This is a genomic window from Streptomyces sp. NBC_01237, assembly GCF_035917275.1.
In the GTDB taxonomy this organism is placed as follows: domain Bacteria; phylum Actinomycetota; class Actinomycetes; order Streptomycetales; family Streptomycetaceae; genus Streptomyces.
In genome coordinates, this window is the sequence record NZ_CP108509.1 from 1,359,635 (window position 1) to 1,379,214 (window position 19,580).

Genomic DNA, 19,580 nt, shown 5'->3' on the forward strand with positions numbered 1-19,580 from the left:
GTTGAACAGTGCGTGAGCTCTGTGATCGCGTCGACCCGTTTCTCCGTCCTGGACCGCTCCCGCACCCGTGAGGGTCACGACGGCCCGGAGGCCCTGCGCGAGACCGTGCGGCTGGCCCGCGAGGCGGAGGCGCTGGGCTATCACCGCTTCTGGGTCTCCGAGCACCACAGCGTGCCGGGGGTCGCGGGTTCCGCGCCGACCGTGCTGGCCGCCGCCGTGGCCGCCGCGACCTCCACCATCCGGGTCGGCACCGGCGGTGTGATGCTGCCCAACCACCAGCCCCTCGTCGTCGCCGAGCAGTTCGGGGTGCTCGCCTCGCTGTTCCCGGGGCGGATCGACATGGGCCTCGGCCGTTCGGTGGGGTTCACCGACGGCATCCGCAGAGCTCTGGGCCGCGACAAGCGGGACGCCGAGGACTTCGCCGGGCAGCTCACGGAACTTCTCGGCTGGCTGGACGGCACCCAGCGGGCCCACCCCCAGGTGCACGCGCTGCCAGCGGAGGGGCTGCGCATCCCCCCGTACGTGCTCGCGACCGGCGAGGGCGCGGCGATCGCGGCGGCGTCCGGGCTGCCCCTGGTCGTCGGTGATCTGCGCGGCCGGGAGAAGCTGCTGCGGGCCGTTGAGGGCTATCGCCGCGGCTTCCGGCCCTCCGCCTGGTCCACGGAGCCCTATGTGGTCGTCGCGGGCACGGTCGCGGTCGCGGGGACGGAGGAGGACGCGCTCCGGCTCCTGATGCCGGAAGCCTGGTCCATGGCCTACTCCCGCACCCATGGTGCCTTTCCGCCGCTGTCACCCGCCGGGCGCATCGAGGCACTCACGATGACGGCGAAGGAACGGAGCCGGTTCGAACAGGGGCTGCGCGGACACATCCACGGCACCGAGGAGCAGGTGGCCGCGCAGCTCGACACGGCCATCGGGGAGACCGGCGCCGATGAGGTGCTGGTCACCACCAGCACCTACGACCGTGAGGGGCTGCTGGACTCCCTGTCACGGCTGTCCCGGATCACGGGCGGAGCGGCGGGCTCCCACGGACCGCACCGGCCGCACACGGACAGCCCCGCTCCCGCCGTGCGCACGTGACCCCACCCCCGTACGTCACCTGACGCGGCAACGGCTGGGGTGCCTAGAATCGAACCGCGTACCCCAAATTTCCCACCCCGCCCAGATTCCGTACGGAGCCACGCCCCGATGCCCACCCCCCACGATCCGTACGTCCGCGTGCGCGGCGCCCGGGAGCACAACCTCCAGGACGTCCACGTCGACATCCCGCGCGACACCCTGACGGTCTTCACCGGCGTGTCGGGCTCCGGGAAGTCCTCACTGGCGTTCGGGACGATCTACGCCGAGGCCCAGCGCCGCTACTTCGAGTCCGTCGCCCCGTACGCCCGCCGGCTGATCCACCAGGTCGGCGCTCCCGCCGTCGGCGAGATCACCGGGCTGCCGCCCGCGGTCTCCCTGGAACAGCGCCGCTCCGCGCCCGGATCGCGTTCCTCGGTGGGGACGGTCACCACACTGTCCAACTCGCTGCGCATGCTGTTCTCCCGGGCCGGGGACTATCCGGCGGGCGCCGAGCGGCTGGACTCCGACGCGTTCTCGCCGAACACCGCCGCCGGGGCCTGTCCCGCGTGCCACGGGCTCGGCCGCATCCACCGCACCACCGAGGAACTCCTCGTACCGGATCCTTCGCTGTCGATCCGGGACGGGGCCATCGCCGCGTGGCCGGGAGCCTGGCAGGGCAAGAATCTGCGCGACGTGCTCGACGCCCTGGGGTACGACGTCGACCGGCCGTGGGGGGAACTGGCGGCCGGGGACCGGGAGTGGATCCTGTTCACCGACGAGCAGCCGGTGGTGACGGTCCATCCGGTGCGCGACGCGGGCCGCATCCAACGCCCCTACCAGGGTACGTACATGAGCGCGCGGCGCTATGTGATGCACACGTTCGCGGATTCCAGGAGCACCACGCTGCGGGCGAAGGCGGAGCGGTTTCTGACCAGCGCGCCGTGCCCGGTCTGTGCGGGCAGCAGGCTGCGGCCGGAGGCGATGGCCGTCACCTTCGGCGGGCGGACGATCGCCGAGCTCGCCGCGCTCCCCCTCGCCGATCTCGCCGGGGTGCTGTCCCGCGCGGGCGGCGAGGAGACGGCGCGGGTGCTGACGGCCGATCTGCTGGCCCGCATCGCGACGGTGACCGAGCTGGGTCTTGGCTATCTCAGCCTGGACCGTACGGCTCCGACGCTGTCCTCGGGCGAGTTGCAGCGGCTGCGGCTCGCCACCCAGCTGCGATCGGGGCTCTTCGGGGTCGTGTACGTGCTGGACGAGCCCTCGGCCGGGCTGCATCCGGCGGACACCGAGTCGCTGCTCGCCGTGCTCGGCCGGCTGAAGGATTCCGGGAACACGGTGTTCGTGGTGGAGCACCAGATGGACGTGGTGCGGCAGGCGGACTGGCTGGTCGATGTGGGTCCGCTGGCCGGGGAGCACGGCGGGCAGGTGCTGCACAGCGGGCCGCCCTCGGGGCTCGCCGACGTGGCCGGGTCCGCGACGCGACGGTTCCTGTTCGACGAGGATCCGCCGCCGGCACGGGAGCCGCGTGCGCCCACCGGGTGGCTGCGGCTGGACGGAGTGGACCGGCACAATGTGCGCGGCGTCGACGCGGCGTTCCCGCTCGGGGTGTTCACCGCGGTGACCGGTGTCTCGGGTTCGGGGAAGTCGACCCTGGTCGGTCAGGTGCTGGCCGGGGTGCTGGCGGACCGGCAGGCCTCGGCCGGCGCCGGGCTGCCCGAGGTGCGGGTGGCGCGGCACTGCGCTGCGGCGCGGGGGCTGGAGGCGGTGGACCGGCTCGTCCAGGTCGACCAGAAGCCCATCGGCCGTACACCCCGGTCGAATCTGGCCACGTACACCGGTCTCTTCGATGTCGTACGGAAGCTGTTCGCGCAGACGGAGACGGCGCGGGCGCGCGGATACCGGGCGGGCCGGTTCTCCTTCAATGTGCCGGGCGGGCGGTGCGAGACCTGTCAGGGCGAGGGGTTCGTCTCCGTGGAGCTGCTGTTCCTGCCCAATACGTACGCGCCCTGCCCGGACTGCCACGGCGCGCGCTACAACCCGGCGACGCTGGAGGTCACGCTGCGCGGGCTCACCGTCGCGCAGGTGCTGGACCTGACGGTGGAGTCGGCTGCCGGGTTCTTCGCGGGGACCGCCGCGGCCGAGCGCAGTCTGGGCACGCTGCTCGATGTCGGGCTGGGCTACCTGCGGCTGGGCCAGCCCGCGACGGAGCTGTCGGGCGGCGAGGCCCAGCGGATCAAGCTGGCCGCGGAGCTCCAGCGCACCGGGCGCGGGCACACGCTGTATCTGCTCGACGAGCCGACGACCGGGTTGCATCCGGCCGATGTCGAGGTGCTGATGAGGCAGTTGCACGGGCTGGTGGAGGCGAGCAACACGGTGGTCGTCGTGGAGCACGACATGGCGGTGGTGGCGGGTGCGGACCATGTCATCGACCTGGGGCCGGGGGGCGGTGACCAGGGTGGCCGGATCGTCGCGACGGGCACTCCTGCCCAGGTGGCACGGGCGGCGGGCAGCCGGACGGCCCCGTACCTGGCGAAGGCGCTGCGGCTGGGCCCCGTACCCGGCGAAGGCCCGGCGACCCGCTCCGGGGCGCGGTGACCTCGTGACCGGCTCCGGACGCGCAGGGCCCGGAGGCGGGCGGCCTCCGGGCCCTGGGGTCAGGGGTGTTGTGTGCCGGTCGGATCAGCGGCGGACCTTGCGCGTGGCCCGCAGCCACTCCTTGTTCATGGCGGCGATCGACGGCAGCGGAATGCCCTTCGGGCAGGCCGTGGCGCACTCGCCGGTCAGGGTGCAGCCGCCGAAGCCCTCCTCGTCCATGGTCGCGACCATGTCCAGGACACGGGTCTCGCGTTCGGGTGCGCCCTGCGGCAGCACATTGAGGTGGTTGACCTTCGCCGAGGTGAAGAGCATCGCCGAGCCGTTGGGACAGGCAGCGACGCACGCGCCGCAGCCGATGCACTCGGCGTGCTCGAAGGCGAAGTCGGCGTCCGGCTTGGGCACGGGGGTGGCGTGCGCGTCCGGGGCGGTGCCGGTCGGGGCGGAGATGTAGCCGCCGGACTCGATGATCCGGTCGAAGGCGGAGCGGTCCACGACCAGGTCCTTGACGACCGGGAAGGCGGCGGCCCGCCAGGGCTCGATGTCGATCGTGTCGCCGTCCCGGAAGGACCGCATATGGAGCTGACAGGTGGTGGTGCGCTCGGGTCCGTGGGCGTCACCGTTGATGACGAGGCTGCACGCGCCGCAGATTCCTTCGCGGCAGTCGTGGTCGAAGGCGACGGGCTCGTCCCCGCCGAGGATGAGCTCCTCGTTGAGGGTGTCGAGCATCTCCAGGAACGACATGTCCTGGGAGATCCCGTCGACTTCGTAGGTGGCCATGGCGCCGGGCGTCTCGGCGTTCTGCTGGCGCCAGACGCGCAGGGTGAGCTTCATGCGTAGCTCCGCTGGGTGGGGTGGACGTACTCGAAGACGAGGTCTTCCTTGTGCAGGACGGGGGCTTCACCGGTGCCGGAGAACTCCCAGGCGGCTGCGTAGGAGAACTCCTCGTCCCGGCGGGCGGCCTCCCCGTCCGGGGTCTGTGATTCCTCTCGGAAGTGGCCGCCGCAGGATTCGGCGCGGTGCAGGGCGTCGAGGCACATCAGCTCGGCGAGTTCGAGGTAGTCGACGACGCGGTTCGCCTTCTCCAGCGACTGGTTGAACTGTTCGCCGGTGCCGGGGACCTTGATGCGGCGCCAGAACTCCTCGCGGATCTGCGGGATCCGTTCGAGGGCCTTGCGCAGTCCCTCCTCGGTGCGGGCCATGCCGCAGAACTCCCACATGAGTTCGCCGATCTCGCGGTGGAAGGAGTCGGGGGTGCGGTCGCCGTCGACGGCGAGCAGCAGATTGATGCGGTCCTCGGTCTCGGCGACCGCCTCGGCGACGGCCGGGTGGTCCGCGTCGACCGTCTCCGTACGGGGGTTGCGGGCGAGGTAGTCGTTGATCGTGGACGGCAGGACGAAATAGCCGTCGGCGAGGCCCTGCATCAGCGCGGAGGCGCCGAGCCGGTTGGCCCCGTGGTCGGAGAAGTTCGCCTCGCCGATCGCGAAGAGCCCGGGGACGGTGGTCTGGAGGTCGTAGTCGACCCAGAGGCCGCCCATCGTGTAGTGCACGGCCGGATAGATCCGCATGGGTGTCTCGTACGGGTTCTCCGCGGTGATCCGCGCGTACATGTCGAAGAGGTTTCCGTACTTCTCCTCGACCTTGGCCCTGCCCATCCGCGCGATGGCGTCGGCGAAGTCCAGGTAGACGCCCTGTCCGCCGGGGCCGACGCCGCGGCCCTCGTCGCAGACGTTCTTCGCGGCGCGGGAGGCGATGTCGCGGGGCACGAGGTTGCCGAAGGCCGGGTAGATGCGCTCCAGGTAGTAGTCGCGCTCGCTCTCGGGGATCTCGTTCGCGGGGCGGTCGTCGCCCTTGGCGCGCGGGACCCAGATGCGGCCGTCGTTGCGCAGCGACTCGCTCATCAGCGTCAGCTTGGACTGGTGGTCGCCGGTGCGCGGGATGCAGGTGGGGTGGATCTGGGTGAAGCAGGGGTTGGCGAAGTAGGCGCCGCGCCGGTGGGCACGCCAGATGGCGGTGGCGTTGGAGTTCATGGCGTTGGTCGACAGGTAGAAGACGTTGCCGTAGCCACCGCTGGCCAGGACGACGGCGTCGGCGAAGTAGGTGTCGATCTTTCCGGTGATCAGGTCGCGGGCGACGATGCCGCGGGCCTTTCCGTCGATGACGATCAGGTCCAGCATCTCGGTGCGCGCGTGGAGTTCGACGTTGCCCGCGGCGATCTGCCGGGCCAGCGCCTGGTACGCGCCGAGAAGGAGCTGCTGTCCGGTCTGGCCGCGGGCGTAGAAGGTGCGGGAGACCTGGACGCCGCCGAAGGAGCGGTTGTCGAGCAGTCCGCCGTACTCGCGGGCGAAGGGGACGCCCTGGGCGACGCACTGGTCGATGATCTCCACGGAGATCTGCGCGAGCCGGTGGACGTTGGACTCCCTGGCGCGGAAGTCGCCGCCCTTGACGGTGTCGTAGAACAGCCGGTGGACGGAGTCGCCGTCGTTGCGGTAGTTCTTCGCGGCGTTGATGCCGCCCTGGGCGGCGACCGAATGGGCCCGGCGGGGCGAGTCCTGGAAGCAGAACTGGACGACGTGGTAGCCCTGTTCGGCGAGCGTGGCGCCGGCCGAACCGCCCGCCAGGCCGGTGCCGATGACGATGACGGTGTGCTTGCGGCGGTTGGCGGGGTTGACGAGCCTGGCCGTGAAGCGCCGGGTGTCCCAGCGTTCGGCGACGGGTCCCTCGGGGGCCTTGGTGTCGACGACGGGCGCGCCCGTCGCGTACTGCGAGTAGTCGGTCATGTCAGCTCACCAATCCGGCCATGACGGCGACGGGTACGGAGATGAAGCCCAGCGTCAGCACCGCGGCGAGGAGGTTGGCGAGGGTCTTCAGGATGCGGTCGCGGGTGGCACTGCCCACGCCGAGGGTCTGGGCGGCGCTCCAGAAGCCGTGCTGCACGTGCAGTCCCATGGCGAGCATGGCCACGATGTAGATCGTGTTCCCGTACCAGGTCGAGAAGGTGTCGACGACGTTCTGGTAGGGGCGCCCGGACTGGAAGCCGCCCGGGTGCACGGTGCCGGTCGTCAGGTCGAGGATGTGCCAGACGATGAACAGCGCGAGGATGATGCCGCCCCAGCGCATGGTCCGGGTGGCGTAGCTCGCCCGCGGCTTCTTGTGGACGTACTTGGCGGGGCGCGCCCTGATGTCGCGGCGGCTCAGCTGATACGCGGAGACGGCGTGCAGCACGACGGCGACGACGAGCACCACGCGGACGATCCACAGGGCCCACTCGTAGTGCAGGAAGGGCTCGCCCAGCGTCCGCAGCCAGTGGGCGTAGTGATTGAACTCGCCGGACCCGAAGAAGATCTTCAGGTTGCCCACCATGTGGACGACCAGATATCCGAGCATGATCAGGCCGCTCACCGCCATGATCGTCTTCTTGCCGACGGACGAGTCCCAGAGCGTACGCGTCATGGACGGCCGTCGGTCCGCCCGTGTTGCCAATGCCATGGACACGACGCTAGGGCCGAAAGACCTCATCAGTCCAAGACATGGTGCGGCTCATGTCCATAGGCATTGGCTATCGTACGGGGCTAGGGTCGGTGTCATGCACTTTCCCCAGCTCAGCTATTTCGTGGCGGTCGCCGAAACCCTGCACTTCACGCGTGCCGCCGAGGCCGTTCATGTCTCCCAGCCCTCGCTCTCCCAGCAGATCAAGGCGCTGGAGAACGAGCTGGGCGCCGAGCTGTTCAGCCGGGCCCGGGGCAACATCACCCTCACCGACGCGGGCGAGGCGCTGCTGCCACTGGCCCGCCGGATCCTCGCGGACGCCGACACCGCCCGGCACGAGGTGCAGGAGCTGGTACAGCTGCGGCGTGGCCGCGTCCGGCTCGGGGCGACGCCCAGTCTCTGCACGGGGCTGCTGCCGGACGTGCTGCGCGCGTTCCACGATCTGCATCCGGGCATCCAGCTGCTGCTGGAGGAGGGCGGCTCGCACGACCTCGTACGGGAGCTGGCCCGCGGTGCGCTCGACCTCGCCCTGGTCGTGCTGCCCCTGCCGGCCGCCTCGCCCGCGCTGACCACGATCGAGCTGCTGCACGAGGACCTGGTGGTGGTGTCGGCGGCGACGGAGCGCGCGCCGGGGCGCGGCGGCAGTGTCCGGATCGCGGATCTGCGGGGCGCGCCCCTGGTGATGTTCCGGCACGGCTACGACCTGCGGGAACTGACCGTGGCGGCCTGTCGCGCCGAGGGCTTCGAGCCGGCGTTCACGGTGGAGGGCGGCGAGATGGACGCGGTACTGGGATTCGTACGGGCGGGTCTGGGCATCGCGGTGGTGCCGAGCATGGTCGCGACCCGCTCGGGCCACGATCTGCGGACCACACCGCTGGCCAGGCCCGGACTGCGCCGGACGATCGCGCTCGCGCACCGCAGCGACGTGGCCCCGCCGCGGGCGGCGCGGGAGCTCCAGCGCGTACTGCTGTCCTCGATCGACGGACGGACGGGAAGACCGGACCCGTCCGTCGGCTGAGGCCGTCTCCGGGGGCCGGGCGGTCGCGGGACCGCCCGGCAGCACCCGTCAGACGGCGTCGGCCAGCAGCAGGGAGTGGATACGGTCCGGGGCACCCGGACGGGCGTAGTACCAGCCCTGGGCGGTGTCGCAGCCCAGTTCCCGCAGCTGCTGCGCCTGGGCCCCGGTCTCCACACCCTCCACCGTGACGGCCAGTTCCAGGCTGTGCGCCAGTGACACGATGCCTTCGACGATCTTCAGGTCGACCGGATCGGCCGGGTGCTGCTGCATGCCCTGGGTGAAGGACCGGTCCAGCTTGAGCACACTCACCGGCAGCCGGCGCAGATTGGCCAGGTTGGAGTAGCCGGTGCCGAAGTCGTCGAGCGCTATGTCGACGCCCATTTCCGCCAGTTGGCGCAGCGGCTTGAGCAGATCGTCGTCGGCTCCGATCAACGCGGACTCGGTGACCTCCAGGCAGAGCGCCCCCGGCTCCAGGCCGGAACGTTCCAGCACGTCGACCGTCTCGGCGACCAGCCGCGGGTGGTGCAGCTGGGTCGGGGAGAGATTGACGTTGATCCTCAACGGGCCGCCGTCACTGTGCCGTTCCTGCCAGAAGTTGGCCTGCCGGACGGACTCCTCCAGCACCCAGCGGCCCAGCGGCACGATCAGTCCGGTGTGCTCGGCGAGCGGGATGAACCGGTCGGGACCGAGCACCCCGTGCTGCGGATGGCACCAGCGCACCAGCGCCTCCGCGCCGTGCACACTTCCGTCGCCCAGGTGCACGAGCGGCTGGTACTCGATGAAGAACTCACCGCGGTCCAGCGCCGCGGGGAGCGCGGTGGTCAGCCCGTGCCGGGTGATGGCACGCGCGTCGGCCTCCGGGTCGGCGAGTTCGAAGCGGTTGCCGCCGGCCGACTTGGCCCGGTACATCGTGATGTCGGCGCTGCGCAGCACCTCGGCGGCGCTGCGCTCCCCGGAGGGCCCTTCGACGATGCCGATGGAGCCGCGTACGGTCAGCTCCCGGCCGTCGAGCCGGATGGGTGTGGCGAGCACGCTCAGGATGCGGCAGGCGAGGTCGTCGACCTCCTGCTCGGTGTCCGGTCCGGTGGTCAGCGCGACGAACTCGTCCCCGCCGAGCCGGGCCACCATCTCGCCGGGAGCCGTGGCGCAGCTCTGCAGCCGGTCGGCGACCTCGACGAGCAGCCGGTCTCCGGCGGCGTGCCCCAGGCTGTCGTTGATCGCCTTGAAGCCGTCGAGGTCGAGGTAGCAGAGCCCGAAGCGGGTGCCGTTCCTGGCCGCGACGGCCTTCTCCAGCCGTTCGAAGAAGAGGGTGCGGTTGGGCAGGCCGGTGAGCGCGTCGTGGGTGGCCTCGTAGCGCAGCCGCAGATTGAGGAGCCGTCGCTCGGTGGTGTCCTCCAGGAGCGCGAGCTGGTACTCCGGACGGCCTTCGGCGTCCCGCAGCAGCGACACCGTCAGATTGGTCCACAGGACCGTTCCGTCGTTGCGGTAGTACGGCTTCTCGACCCGGTAGTGCTCGCGTTCGCCGCGCACCAGCTCGTTGTAGTACTTCCACACGTGCGGCGAGTCCTCGGGGTGGACCCACTCGTTCAGCTTGTGGCTGCGGACATGGTGGTCCAGGCCGCCGAACATCCGGGTGAGGGTGTCGTTCACCTCCAGGACGTTGCCGTCCAGATCCGCGATGCCGATGCCGATGGCGGCGTCCCTGAAGACGGCACGGAAGCGCGCCTCCGTGGCGTGCAGGACCTGCTCCGCGTGGGAGCGGGCGGCGAGCGCCGAGCGGGCTATGGCCTCCTGCTCGGACAGCGTCCGATCGCGCAGCGCCTGTGTGTAGCCGCCCGCCATCGCGTGCTGCATCCGTGCGCAACGGGACCTGCCGTCCTCGGTGGACAGCTCCTCCGGCCCGTTTCCGCCGCAGTAGAGGACCAGGTAGGAGTCGACGACGCCGAGGGTGGAGCTGAGGGCGTCCGGGTCGGTGCAGTGCGCCTCGACCAGCGCGGCGCCCACCCGTTGGGCGGGACCCGCTTCGAACGGGCGCGCGTGCAGGATCTCGTTCAGCTGCCGCGCCAGCGGCAGGAGATGCTGCTCGAACTCGGGGCGGGTCATGGAGGTGGCCGTCGAGGGGAAGATGGCCCGGCTCCAGATCGTGGCGAATCTTCGGAGCCGGTCTTCGGGTCCGTCGGGTTCCGCGTCCGGCTCACCGGACGCCTGGGCGGGAATGCTCACGCCTTGTGTCCTACCCCTGCGAAGCCCGAGAAGGCGAACGGGTCCTCCTGCTCCGGCACCACCGGGGTGTCCGGACGCCAGTGCGGCATGGAGACGAGGCCCGGCTCGACCATCTCGTACCCCTCGAAGAACCTGCTGACCTCGGCGCGCGACCGCATGACGAGCGGGCTGCGGATATTGCGGTAGACGCCGACGGTTCCGCTCGCCTCCGCCTCGGTGAGCGGGACCCCCTCGTACGAGGCGTGGGTCATGACGATCATGCTGCCGGGCGCCAGCGCCTCGCGGAGCCGGGCGACCGCGGCGTACGGGTCGTCGGCGTCCTCGATGAAGTGGAGCACCGCGACGAGCAGCAGAGCGACCGGCCGGTCGAAGTCGAGCAGCTTGCCGACCTCGGGGCTGTGCAGGATCTCCTGGGGCCGGCGCAGATCGGCGGCGGCGACGACCGTACGGTCGTTGCCCTCCAGCACCGCCTGGCTGTGCGCGACCGCGACCGGGTCGTGGTCGATGTATGCCACCCGGGACTCGGGGTCGGCCGCCTGGGCGACCTCATGCACATTGCCGAAGGTCGGTATGCCGGAACCGATGTCCAGGAACTGACTGATACCCGCACGTGTGGCGTAGCGCACCGCCCGGCGCATAAACGCCCGGTTCGCCTGCATGATCTTGGGAAGGCCGGGCATGAACTCCATGGCCTTGCGCGCCGCTTCCCGGTCCACCTCGAAATTGTGCGATCCGCCCAGATAGAAGTCGTACATTCGGGACACGCTCGGCACCGAAATGTCGATGCCTTGCGGTGCCCAGGCGGGACGCTCCATCGATGTCTCCAACAAGTCGCCACGGCGATCCGGCCATGTTCATGGTCAGTGTTGACCAGAGGCTACTGATCGACCGCCAGGAGAGCGAGCGGAAACGGAAATTAGCGGTCCGTTATTGGTCACACACCAGTGGCATGTGCGGGACGTCCCGTCGCTGCGTGTGCGCATTCCGCGACGGACCGGTACGTCGGGCGCCGTTTTTCCGCTGCACGGAAGCGACTTGAGCGAATAGCCTCCGAACCGGCGCGGGACCGTTCAGGTGCACCGGCGAGTTCGTCATCGATCCGGGCGCGTATCATGTGCCGCCGACTCCTTGGCCGTTGACGCCCCGGCTTCATGTCGCCGAAAAGGTATAGACCGGCGGCGGTCGATCGACGCCGTTTGATGTCCGGGACGCGGAACGGCCGAAGATGACCAACCCCCTGATGCGGTCCACCGAATTCCTCCCCACCGGTACCGCGCTTCTCGACGGGAATCCCTCCTACCGCGTTGTCGGTGTGCAGGACGGCCTTCTTCCCACCGGCTGCGGCGGCGAACCAAGTACGGCGGAAAACTTGCCCATTGACCGCCCCGGAGGGGAGTCCTTCAGCACCCTCGGGGCCGCCGCCATCACCGCGGCCGGGGTGGGCCGGTGCCTTCTATACGCTGCCCCGCGTTCACCCCGGCACAGGAAACGGCCGCAGCAAACACGAACCGTGAATTGTCCCCACTATCAGGCGAATCCCCGCCCGGAGCCGCGTGTCACCCTCCGGCGGCGACCATGCTGCCCGTCGTGTACGGATCACGCATCGGGCGGCTCACCGCGGCCGCCGTCCTCATCTGGCTGATAGCCGTGCCGCTGCCCACGTCCGCCGACAGTTGCGCGGTGGCCTCGATCGGGCAGGGCGACGGCACTGCCGCGGTTGCCGTGGCGGGCGGAGCGAAGTGCAAGGCGGTCTCGAAGCCCGAACCACCACCGCCTCCCGAACCACCGCCGCCGCCTCCCCCGCCGCCTCCCTCTCCCGACCCCGCACCGACACCGGCACCCGCGCCCGCACCGCCGGAACCGGAACCCAAACCGGCGGAACCGGAACCGGAGCCCGCACCACCGCCCACACCCTCGCCCGCGCCGCCGAAGCCCTCGCCGACGCCGACGCCCTCACTGCGCCCGACGCCTCCGTCACCACGGCCCGTGGCGCTCCCCGCGTACCGCAGGGCGACACACAAGGCGCCGCGCAGCGGGCCTTCGCTGGTCTCCCTGACTCTGCTGATCACCGCCCCCGCGGTATTCGCCGTCGCCGTGCTCCGGCCCCGCTCGTCCCGCTGACCGAGGGAGAATTGCATGTCGGAATGGCTTGTTCTCACCCTTGCCATGGCGTCGGCCTGTGCCGTCGTCCTCACCATCGCGATACTCAACAATCGCCGCATCGGCGAGGACGACGATCCGTCCGAGACACCTGACGTCATCGAGTACATGACGATGATGATCGGCGTGGTGTACGCGATCGTGCTCGGCCTGGCCATCGCCGGCGTCTGGGAGGGCCGCAGCGCCGCCCAGGAGTCGGTGCGGCTGGAGGCCCAGGCGCTGCACGAGGTGCGGGCCCGCTCCTCCGTCTATCCGGCCGAGGTCCGCGACCGCATCCGTACCGATGTCGACGCCTACGTCAGCCATGTCGTCCACGACGAGTGGCGGACCATGTCCGCCCACGGCAGCCTCACCGACCGGGGGACCCTCCTGCTGGACCGGGTCCGCGCCGATGTCACCGGGTACGAGCCGAGGACGGACCACGAGGGGCAGGCGTATCAGCCACTGATCGACCAGGTCGCCGCGGCCGACGACGCCCGCAGCTCCCGGGGGCAGAGCGCCGGAGCGACCATGCCGGGCGTGGTCTGGTTCGGCCTGATCACCGGGGCGCTGGTGACAGTGGGACTGATCTTCACGCTGCAGATCCGCAGAACGTTCCGCGAACTGCTGCTGGCCGGCCTCTTCAGCGCCCTCATCGCCTTCCTGCTCTTCCTCATCTGGGACTTCGACTCGCCCTTCGGCCGGGGCATCTCGGCCACCACCGCCCCCTTCGTCGACCTGTTCCCGCACGCCGCCCGCTGACCGGCGCCGCTCCCCCGGCCGGTGCGCCGGCCGGGGGACAACGCTGCCCCATTCGCCGGACCCCGATCGCGGGTGATATGCACCGCTCCTACCGTTTCGGACATCGAGGCGCATTTCTCATTCCTTGTGGAAATTCGTTCCGCAGCTGCTCCTCGGGGACCGGAGGATTCACCATGCGCGCGATACGTGTCGCACCCGCAGCCCTGCTCGGCGCCACCGCACTCACCGTGCTGACCCCGGCCACCCACGCCATGGCGGGTGGCACGAACACCTCGTTCAACCCGACCGTCGCCCCCTCGGTGATCGCGCCGGGCGGTCAGGTCACGCTCGGCAGCGGGGGGTGCACGGGCGCGACGACCGTCACCTCGGGTGCGTTCAACACGACGGTCATCCCGAGCGGCAGCCCGTCCGCCACCGCCACGGTCAACTCGGCCGCCCGGCGGGGTGCCGTCTACCCGGTGACGTTCGCCTGCGGCTCCACGGGCGCCAGCAGGAGCGTCAACCTCACCATCACCAGCGCTCCCGCCACCACGACGCCCACGGCCAGTTCCACCTCCATCGCGCCACCCGGCGGCGTGACCGGCGGGCTCGGCGGCAGCATCGGAACGATGGACGCCCCGGAACTCGCCGCCGGTACGGCACTGGTGGCGGCGGCAGGCGCCGGAGCCCTCTACTTCGTACGCCGGCGTGCCGCCGGCCGCGGGCACTGACCCCGCGGAGCACGCGGCCGCACGACAGTCGCCCCGGGTCCTGATCCAGGACTCGGGGCGACGGGCGTATCGGGCCGGGCGGGAGGTTCGACGCCTCAGAACGCCGCATTGCTCGTCCGTCGACGACGGACGATGAAGACAGCTCCTCCGACGGCCGCCGCGGCCACCAGACCGCCGCCGATCTGCATCTCCACCGAGCTGGGGCTCATGGAGCCACCGAGGCCGCCCTCCGCGCCCATACCCGCCAGCACGGTGAACTTGTGGGTGGCGATACCGCCGTTGCCGCCGTTGCCGCCGTTTCCGCCATTGCCCCCGTCACCGCCCTCCCCGCCGACTCCGTTGTCGTGGCAGCGCACGGACAGGTTGTAGTGCCCCGGAGTGGTGTGGTGGCGGATGTGCGCCGTGGCGTGCCCGGTGCGCCCCGCCGACAGCTCGGTCGTCGGGAAGGCGTTCGACCACACCCTGCCGCCGTTGCGGCACCCCTGCGCGCTGACATGCAGGGTGGCGCCCTGGTGGACCGCGGCGGGGTGCACGGTGACATTGGTCGGAGTGTTGCCGGTACTGCCACCGGCGGCGGCCAGCGGGGCCGCCAGACCGACAGCCGCGAAGGCGGTCGCGGTGACCGCGAGAGCGCGTGAAGCACGCATGGTGTGAACCTCCAGCGGGGCACGCCCCGGAGTCTTTCCTCCGGGATGGATCGAGGAGAACGCACCCCATGACGAACCCTCACCAGTTCCCCGGCACGTCGCACTTCGGCGCTGCTCCACCCCGGTGAGCCGACACGCCGTACGAGGACCCGGCGATCTGACGGAGCCGCAGGTCACAGACCGTCAGAACTTTTATCTGCTCATTACTCCGAAGAGCAGTCCCCCAGGCGGCCCCGTCATCGCCGCCACCCGTTCGCCCCTCCCCGATCGCCGCCCCACCGCACCGCACCTAACGTTCCCATCGTCGCGACGAAGGGAGAACCATGGGCCGGGACCACTCTGGCGCCGGGCGGACCGGACGCGTGCCCTGGGGGGCTGTCGCCCTGGTGATGCTCACCGGACTCGCCCTCATGCGGAACGGTGCCGACACCCCGGCCGGCCCGCCGCAGCCCGCCGCGGCCGCGTCGCTGGACAAGGGCCGGGACGCGGCGGGCCCGCCGGTGGAGGGCGAACCGGTCCAGCCCCTGCCGTACGCCCCCGCCTCCCGTGTGAAGATCCCGTCCATCGATGTCGACGCACCGATCGTCGATGTGAACCTGGACGCGAACGGCTGGATCGACGCACCGCCCCCCGAGGACCCGAACCTCGCGGGCTGGTACCAGAACGGCATCGCGCCCGGCCAGCGCGGCACCGCCGTGGTCGTCGGCCATGTCGACAACATGGCGGGGCCCGCCGTGTTCTACGGGCTGGGCTCGCTCGACAAGGGCCACCACGTCGAAGTGACCCGCTACGACGGCCGGGTCGCGGTGTTCGAGGTGTACGGGGTGGAGGTGTTCGCCAAGAACGGCTTCCCCGGCGCCCGGGTGTACGGCGACACGGGACACGCCGAACTCCGGGTGATCACCTGCGGAGGCGGCTACTCCAAGGCCGGCGGGTACGACGGGAACGTGGTCGTGTTCGCCCGGCTCGTCGAGACCCGCTGAGCCCGTACCGCCCCGCGCCCGGCCGGAAGGCACAGCCGTACGCACCGCAGGAGCGCGGGTCCGCCCGGCCGGGGTGCGGCGGGCGGGTGCCCCGGCACACGCGGGGGCACCGTCCCCCGGGGGCGTGCCGTCAGTCGCGGTGCGGCACCGTGATGCGGTAGCCGTCGTCCAGCAGTTCGGGCAGGTAGCGCCGGAGCGCGGCGACGCTCTGCGAGCGGTTGCCGCCCGCGTCGTGGGAGAGGACGACCACACCGGGGGCGGCCCCGTCCAGGACCCGGCGCACGATGGTGCCGGTCCCGGGCGTCGTCCAGTCCAGGGTGTCCACCGTCCAGGCCATCGGCTCCATGCCCAGTTCGGCGCCGATCTCGAAGGAGTTTCGGTTCCACGCACCGTAGGGGGCCCGGTACCAGAGCGGCGGGGCGCCGAGCGTGCGGTCGATCACCTCGGTGGTGCGCCCCAGCTCGTCGTGGATGCCGGCCCGGGAGAGTTTCGGGATCAGCGGGTGCGACCAGGAGTGGTTGCCGACGACATGGCCGTCGTCCGCCATCTCCCGCAGCAGGTCCCGGTTGTCGACGGCCATCTCGCCGCAGACGAAGAACATCGCGCGGACCCCGTATGCGCGCAGGGTGGCCAGGATGTCCGGGGTGTACAGCGGGTCCGGCCCGTCGTCGAAGCTGAGCACCATGGAGTGCCCGAGGCCGGGCAGTTCCTCGAACGGCCGGGTGCGTACCGGCGGTGGCGCCGGTGTGAACCGGGCGGGGGCGTTCCCGGTCATCGGCTGCAGCCGGTAGACGGAGGGTCTCCCCCGCGGTTTCGCGGGCGGGCCGGCGGCCGCGACGGCCCGGGTGCCCGCCGGACGGGCGGGGGTGGCGGCCGGGTCGGCGGCGATCATGTGCGCGGCGGTGGCGGCCCCGAGGCCCAGGGCGAGCCTCAGCGCGGTGCGGCGCCCGGGTGAGGTCTGATCACGTCTCATGGCCAACTGCTCGCACGGGCGGGCGCGTGCCCTGCCCCACGACACCGGATGATGGTCATTTTGTACCCATTCGAAGCAGCACGCCCACGGCATCCGGCGGGTCCCCGCCCAAGCCCCTCGGCACCCGGAGCGAGACCCTCCGCACCAGCCGATAACCTCTGTGCCGTGACAGACCAGCAGCCCCACCAGTTCGAACGTGGCACAGACGGCCCCAAGGTGATCGTCGCGGGCCTCGACGGGTCCGACTCCTCCATGCGGGCCGCGGCCTACGCCGCCGGTCTGGCCCGGCGCCAGAACGCCATGCTCACCCTTGTGTACGTCCAGCCCGTGATGCCCGCGGGCGCCTCGCTCGGCGCACCGGTCGGCGACACGACGGGGGAGGTCGCCGAGGGACTGGTCGGCGAGATCCGGGCGGCGACGGAGCGGCTCAAGGACATATGGGATGTGCGCTGGGAGTTCCACACCTTCCGCGGCGACCCGTACAACGGGCTCGTGACGGCGGCCGACGAGCTCAAGGCGGACGCCGTGGTGGTCGGCGCGTCGGAGTCGGCGGGGCACCGGTTCATCGGTTCGGTGGCGATCCGGCTGGTGAAGGCGGGCCGCTGGCCCGTCACCGTGGTGCCGTAGCCGTCGGCGGGTGGGCCCGTCGCCCGGTGAGGGGCGGCCCCGTACCGTCGTGGGCGCCCGGTCGGGACCCGAGCAGGGGTGACCGCCTTCCGCGCGGCCCGCTCCCCCGCGGCCGCGGGCCTACTCCCCCATGACGAGGCCGTCGCGGCCCGCGCCCCGGCCGAGCACCACGGCGCGGATACGGTCACGGATCTCGCGCCTTTCATCGGCCCCGTCGTCGTCGCCGACGGGGTGGAGAGCGATGACACGCCCGGCGTCCGTGTCGTACCACTGGGGGATGAACTCGGCCTTCCTCACCGTCCAGCGCTGTCCGGGTCCGCCGGGCGGCGCGAAGGTGAAGCGCCCCATGGAACCCTGATTGCCGCGCGGATCCCGGCCGCCCTCGTAGTTGATCATCTCTCCGGCGATCTGGTCGCCCATGCCGTAGACGACCCAGGTGCCGTTGACCTTCTCGTACGCCTGTGGCACATGGGCGTGGGTACCGATGATCAGGTCGATGTCGGGGCGGCCCGCCGACACGGACGCGGTGAGCCGCCGGGCGAGTCCGAGCTGCTCCTCGTCCGGTTCGTCCTGCCATTCGGTGCCCCAGTGCATGGACAGCACGACCACGTCGGCGCCCGCCCGCCGGGCCGCGCGGGCATCGGCGACGATCTTCCGCTCGTCGATCAGATCGACCGCCCAGGGCTGCCCGGCGGGCAACGGGATGTCATTGGTGTCGTAGGTGTACGCGAGGTGGGCGACCTTGGCCGCCCGCTTTCCCGGACCTGCCCTCAGGAGGGTGGGGCGGGCGGCCTCGGCTGCGGATCGGGCGGAGCCCGCGTGCCGGACGCCCGCCCTGTCCAGCGCGCCGAGGGTGCGGCCGATACCGTCGGCGCCGTCGTCCAGGCTGTGGTTGGAGGCGGTGGAGCAGGAGTCGAAGCCGGTCGAGCGCAGGCCCGCGGCGACCTCGGGCGGCGAGGTGAAGTTCGGATAGCCGGTGTACGGGCCACCCTCGGGGCCGTACACCGTCTCCATGTGACAGATGGCCAGGTCCGCCCGGGAGACGACCGGGGCAACGCCTGCGAGCATCGGGGCGAAGTCGTAGCCCCGGCCGTCCGCGTCGGCGGCGGCCCGGTCGATGACCGAGGAGTGCGGCAGCACATCGCCCGAGGCCAGCAGGGTGAAGGCCCGCGGCTTGTCGACGCCCCCGCTTCCCGCCCCGCGCGCCGGGGAGGCTTCGGCGGAGCGTGGCCCGCTCTCCCCCGCGGGAGGGGACTGTGCGCCCGTGCAGCCGGACGCGGCGGCGAGCAGCGCGGCGATGGCGGCCACCGCGCCCTGTCGGTTGCGCTTCGTCATCTGCCCGGCTCCATTTTTCGGATGAGAAGGACCATCCGACTACACATATCTTCATACCGGTCATTCAAGGAGCAAAGCCGCGCAAGTAGCTGAACCGGTCGTATCACTCGCACCCGACGGCTCCGTGACCGTTCACCGCACCACTCGCCGCACTGTGCGACCGCTCGTCGCACGCCTCGGTGTACCGCCTGTTCCTCCGCTCCCGAATGCGTTCGGATACGGCAGTCGGCAGCGAGGCGGCAGGGGCCTTCGCGGGAGAGGACGTTCACGATGACCACGACGACGACCGATGAGCGGGCCCTCGCCGCGTTGCAGCGGGAGCACGGGCCCGCGCTGTTCCACTTCCTGCTCGGCCTCACGTTCGGCGACCGGCAACGTGCCGAGGACCTGCTCCAGGAGACCCTGGTACGTGCCTGGCAGCATCCGGAGGCGTTCGACGCTCCCTACGACTCGATGCGCCCCTGGCTCTTCACCGTCGGCCGCCGCCTCGCCATCGACGCCCGCAGGTCGCGCCGGGCCCGCCCCGTCGAGGTGAGCGACGCCGTCCTGGAGACCGCCCCGGCGCCGCAGAACACCGCGGAATCGGCGGTCCGCACCCTCGATGTGCGCAAGGCGGTGCGGACGCTGAGCCCCGAGCACCGCGCGGTGCTGGTGCAGATCTACTTCCGGGGGCTGAGCGTCACCGAGACGGCGCGGGTCCTGGGAATCCCGCCGGGCACCGTCAAGTCCCGTTCGTACTACGCGCTGCGTCTGCTGTCGCGCAATCTGCCCGGCTACGGCGCGGACGGTCAGTCCAGCAGGTCCTCCTCGCTGAGCAGCGCGAGCAGGGCCGAGGTCTCCGCCACCTCCACATAGACCGCGGCGCACCCGTCGCAGAGCTGGAGGTGGCCGGAGACCCGGCACGCCTCGTCCTCCGCCAGCGCGTCCAGGACGTACGCACCGAGCAGCTGCCGCACATGCGGGTCATCGCCGGGGTCGGCGGCCATCACAACCTCGTATCTCCTCAACGATCCTGCTCTTCTG

The 19,580-nt window shown here is 71.1% G+C and carries 18 protein-coding genes; 8 read left to right on the plus strand and 10 right to left on the minus strand.

What is annotated here, in order from left to right; translation table 11 throughout:
• Positions 1–21: 21 nt before the first annotated feature.
• Together OG251_RS42165 and OG251_RS42170 are read left to right on the plus strand one after the other, a co-directional pair.
• Positions 22–1,080 (plus strand): MsnO8 family LLM class oxidoreductase, encoded by a 1,059-nt coding sequence (locus tag OG251_RS42165; protein WP_442818480.1) that lies wholly within the window; start codon positions 22–24, stop codon positions 1,078–1,080.
• 108 nt (positions 1,081–1,188) lie between these two features.
• Positions 1,189–3,654 (plus strand): excinuclease ABC subunit UvrA, encoded by a 2,466-nt coding sequence (locus OG251_RS42170; RefSeq protein WP_326682562.1) that lies wholly within the window; start codon positions 1,189–1,191, stop codon positions 3,652–3,654.
• A gap of 84 nt (positions 3,655–3,738) precedes the next feature.
• Here the strand turns inward: OG251_RS42170 and OG251_RS42175 are convergent, their stop codons facing one another.
• Genes OG251_RS42175 through OG251_RS42185 form a run of 3 tightly spaced genes read right to left on the minus strand, consistent with a single transcriptional unit; the run spans position 3,739 to position 7,140 of the window.
• Positions 3,739–4,485: a succinate dehydrogenase/fumarate reductase iron-sulfur subunit gene (locus tag OG251_RS42175; protein ID WP_073721137.1), complete on the minus strand. Its 747-nt coding sequence runs from the start codon at positions 4,483–4,485 to the stop codon at positions 3,739–3,741.
• On the minus strand, positions 4,482–6,431 hold the full coding sequence (locus OG251_RS42180) for a fumarate reductase/succinate dehydrogenase flavoprotein subunit (RefSeq protein WP_326682563.1): 1,950 nt from the start codon (positions 6,429–6,431) through the stop codon (positions 4,482–4,484). The genes OG251_RS42175 and OG251_RS42180 overlap by 4 nt, the downstream gene beginning before the upstream one ends.
• Position 6,432: 1 nt before the next feature.
• Positions 6,433–7,140, minus strand: a complete 708-nt coding sequence (locus tag OG251_RS42185; protein WP_326682564.1) for a succinate dehydrogenase — start codon at positions 7,138–7,140, stop codon at positions 6,433–6,435.
• Between the two features lie 97 nt (positions 7,141–7,237).
• Here OG251_RS42185 and OG251_RS42190 point away from each other — a divergent pair, with 97 nt between their 5' ends.
• Positions 7,238–8,158: a LysR family transcriptional regulator gene (locus tag OG251_RS42190; protein ID WP_326682565.1), complete on the plus strand. Its 921-nt coding sequence runs from the start codon at positions 7,238–7,240 to the stop codon at positions 8,156–8,158.
• Between the two features lie 48 nt (positions 8,159–8,206).
• On the opposite strand, the gene OG251_RS42195 is transcribed toward OG251_RS42190, so the two are convergent.
• The 3 genes from OG251_RS42195 to OG251_RS42205 all read right to left on the minus strand — a co-directional run bounded on the left by OG251_RS42195 (position 8,207) and on the right by OG251_RS42205 (position 12,519).
• The gene (locus tag OG251_RS42195; protein WP_326682566.1) at positions 8,207–10,381 is read right to left on the minus strand and encodes a putative bifunctional diguanylate cyclase/phosphodiesterase; all 2,175 of its coding nucleotides are present in this window, start codon (positions 10,379–10,381) and stop codon (positions 8,207–8,209) included.
• A complete protein-coding gene (locus OG251_RS42200) occupies positions 10,378–11,196 on the minus strand; it encodes an SAM-dependent methyltransferase (RefSeq protein ID WP_326682567.1) in 819 nt (272 codons plus the stop codon). Before OG251_RS42200 ends, OG251_RS42195 begins: the two co-directional genes overlap by 4 nt.
• A 741-nt stretch (positions 11,197–11,937) precedes the next feature.
• Entirely contained in the window at positions 11,938–12,519 is a 582-nt protein-coding gene (locus OG251_RS42205; protein WP_326682568.1) for a hypothetical protein, read from the minus strand.
• Between OG251_RS42205 and OG251_RS42210 the strand changes: the two genes are divergently transcribed.
• Both OG251_RS42210 and OG251_RS42215 read left to right on the plus strand, forming a co-directional pair.
• Complete coding sequence (locus OG251_RS42210) at positions 12,518–13,282, plus strand: bestrophin-like domain (protein WP_326682569.1); 765 nt, start codon at positions 12,518–12,520, stop codon at positions 13,280–13,282. The two genes, OG251_RS42205 and OG251_RS42210, sit on opposite strands and share 2 nt — an antisense overlap.
• Positions 13,283–13,455: 173 nt before the next feature.
• On the plus strand, positions 13,456–13,992 hold the full coding sequence (locus tag OG251_RS42215; protein ID WP_326682570.1) for a hypothetical protein: 537 nt from the start codon (positions 13,456–13,458) through the stop codon (positions 13,990–13,992).
• A 95-nt stretch (positions 13,993–14,087) separates the two neighbouring features.
• Here the strand turns inward: OG251_RS42215 and OG251_RS42220 are convergent, their stop codons facing one another.
• A complete protein-coding gene (locus OG251_RS42220; RefSeq protein WP_326682571.1) occupies positions 14,088–14,639 on the minus strand; it encodes a hypothetical protein in 552 nt (183 codons plus the stop codon).
• 323 nt (positions 14,640–14,962) lie between these two features.
• On the opposite strand from OG251_RS42220, the gene OG251_RS42225 reads away from it, so the two are divergent.
• Positions 14,963–15,622: a class F sortase gene (locus OG251_RS42225; protein WP_326682572.1), complete on the plus strand. Its 660-nt coding sequence runs from the start codon at positions 14,963–14,965 to the stop codon at positions 15,620–15,622.
• A gap of 130 nt (positions 15,623–15,752) precedes the next feature.
• On the opposite strand, the gene OG251_RS42230 is transcribed toward OG251_RS42225, so the two are convergent.
• Positions 15,753–16,595 carry a polysaccharide deacetylase family protein gene (locus tag OG251_RS42230; RefSeq protein WP_326682573.1) on the minus strand — a complete coding sequence of 281 codons (843 nt, stop codon included), beginning with the start codon at positions 16,593–16,595 and terminating at the stop codon, positions 15,753–15,755.
• A gap of 165 nt (positions 16,596–16,760) precedes the next feature.
• On the opposite strand from OG251_RS42230, the gene OG251_RS42235 reads away from it, so the two are divergent.
• Complete coding sequence (locus tag OG251_RS42235) at positions 16,761–17,222, plus strand: universal stress protein (protein ID WP_326682574.1); 462 nt, start codon at positions 16,761–16,763, stop codon at positions 17,220–17,222.
• A 120-nt stretch (positions 17,223–17,342) separates the two neighbouring features.
• On the opposite strand, the gene OG251_RS42240 is transcribed toward OG251_RS42235, so the two are convergent.
• Positions 17,343–18,557 (minus strand): CapA family protein, encoded by a 1,215-nt coding sequence (locus OG251_RS42240; RefSeq protein WP_326682575.1) that lies wholly within the window; start codon positions 18,555–18,557, stop codon positions 17,343–17,345.
• A 270-nt stretch (positions 18,558–18,827) separates the two neighbouring features.
• Between OG251_RS42240 and OG251_RS42245 the strand changes: the two genes are divergently transcribed.
• Positions 18,828–19,412 carry a sigma-70 family RNA polymerase sigma factor gene (locus OG251_RS42245; protein WP_326682576.1) on the plus strand — a complete coding sequence of 195 codons (585 nt, stop codon included), beginning with the start codon at positions 18,828–18,830 and terminating at the stop codon, positions 19,410–19,412.
• Here the strand turns inward: OG251_RS42245 and OG251_RS42250 are convergent.
• Positions 19,346–19,543: a zf-HC2 domain-containing protein gene (locus OG251_RS42250; RefSeq protein ID WP_266811571.1), complete on the minus strand. Its 198-nt coding sequence runs from the start codon at positions 19,541–19,543 to the stop codon at positions 19,346–19,348. The genes OG251_RS42245 and OG251_RS42250 overlap by 67 nt on opposite strands.
• Positions 19,544–19,580: the final 37 nt, after the last annotated feature.

Coding starts and splice junctions, on each gene's coding strand:
- OG251_RS42240 (WP_326682575.1), bottom strand. CDS start 18,557: ATGACGAAGCGCAACCGACAGGGCGCGGTGGCCGCCATCGCCGCGCTG.
- OG251_RS42200 (WP_326682567.1), bottom strand. CDS start 11,196: ATGGAGCGTCCCGCCTGGGCACCGCAAGGCATCGACATTTCGGTGCCG.
- OG251_RS42205 (WP_326682568.1), bottom strand. CDS start 12,519: ATGCAATTCTCCCTCGGTCAGCGGGACGAGCGGGGCCGGAGCACGGCG.
- OG251_RS42170 (WP_326682562.1), top strand. CDS start 1,189: ATGCCCACCCCCCACGATCCGTACGTCCGCGTGCGCGGCGCCCGGGAG.
- OG251_RS42185 (WP_326682564.1), bottom strand. CDS start 7,140: ATGGCATTGGCAACACGGGCGGACCGACGGCCGTCCATGACGCGTACG.
- OG251_RS42245 (WP_326682576.1), top strand. CDS start 18,828: ATGACCACGACGACGACCGATGAGCGGGCCCTCGCCGCGTTGCAGCGG.
- OG251_RS42250 (WP_266811571.1), bottom strand. CDS start 19,543: ATGGCCGCCGACCCCGGCGATGACCCGCATGTGCGGCAGCTGCTCGGT.
- OG251_RS42230 (WP_326682573.1), bottom strand. CDS start 16,595: ATGAGACGTGATCAGACCTCACCCGGGCGCCGCACCGCGCTGAGGCTC.
- OG251_RS42175 (WP_073721137.1), bottom strand. CDS start 4,485: ATGAAGCTCACCCTGCGCGTCTGGCGCCAGCAGAACGCCGAGACGCCC.
- OG251_RS42180 (WP_326682563.1), bottom strand. CDS start 6,431: ATGACCGACTACTCGCAGTACGCGACGGGCGCGCCCGTCGTCGACACC.
- OG251_RS42210 (WP_326682569.1), top strand. CDS start 12,518: ATGTCGGAATGGCTTGTTCTCACCCTTGCCATGGCGTCGGCCTGTGCC.
- OG251_RS42225 (WP_326682572.1), top strand. CDS start 14,963: ATGGGCCGGGACCACTCTGGCGCCGGGCGGACCGGACGCGTGCCCTGG.
- OG251_RS42215 (WP_326682570.1), top strand. CDS start 13,456: ATGCGCGCGATACGTGTCGCACCCGCAGCCCTGCTCGGCGCCACCGCA.
- OG251_RS42190 (WP_326682565.1), top strand. CDS start 7,238: ATGCACTTTCCCCAGCTCAGCTATTTCGTGGCGGTCGCCGAAACCCTG.
- OG251_RS42220 (WP_326682571.1), bottom strand. CDS start 14,639: ATGCGTGCTTCACGCGCTCTCGCGGTCACCGCGACCGCCTTCGCGGCT.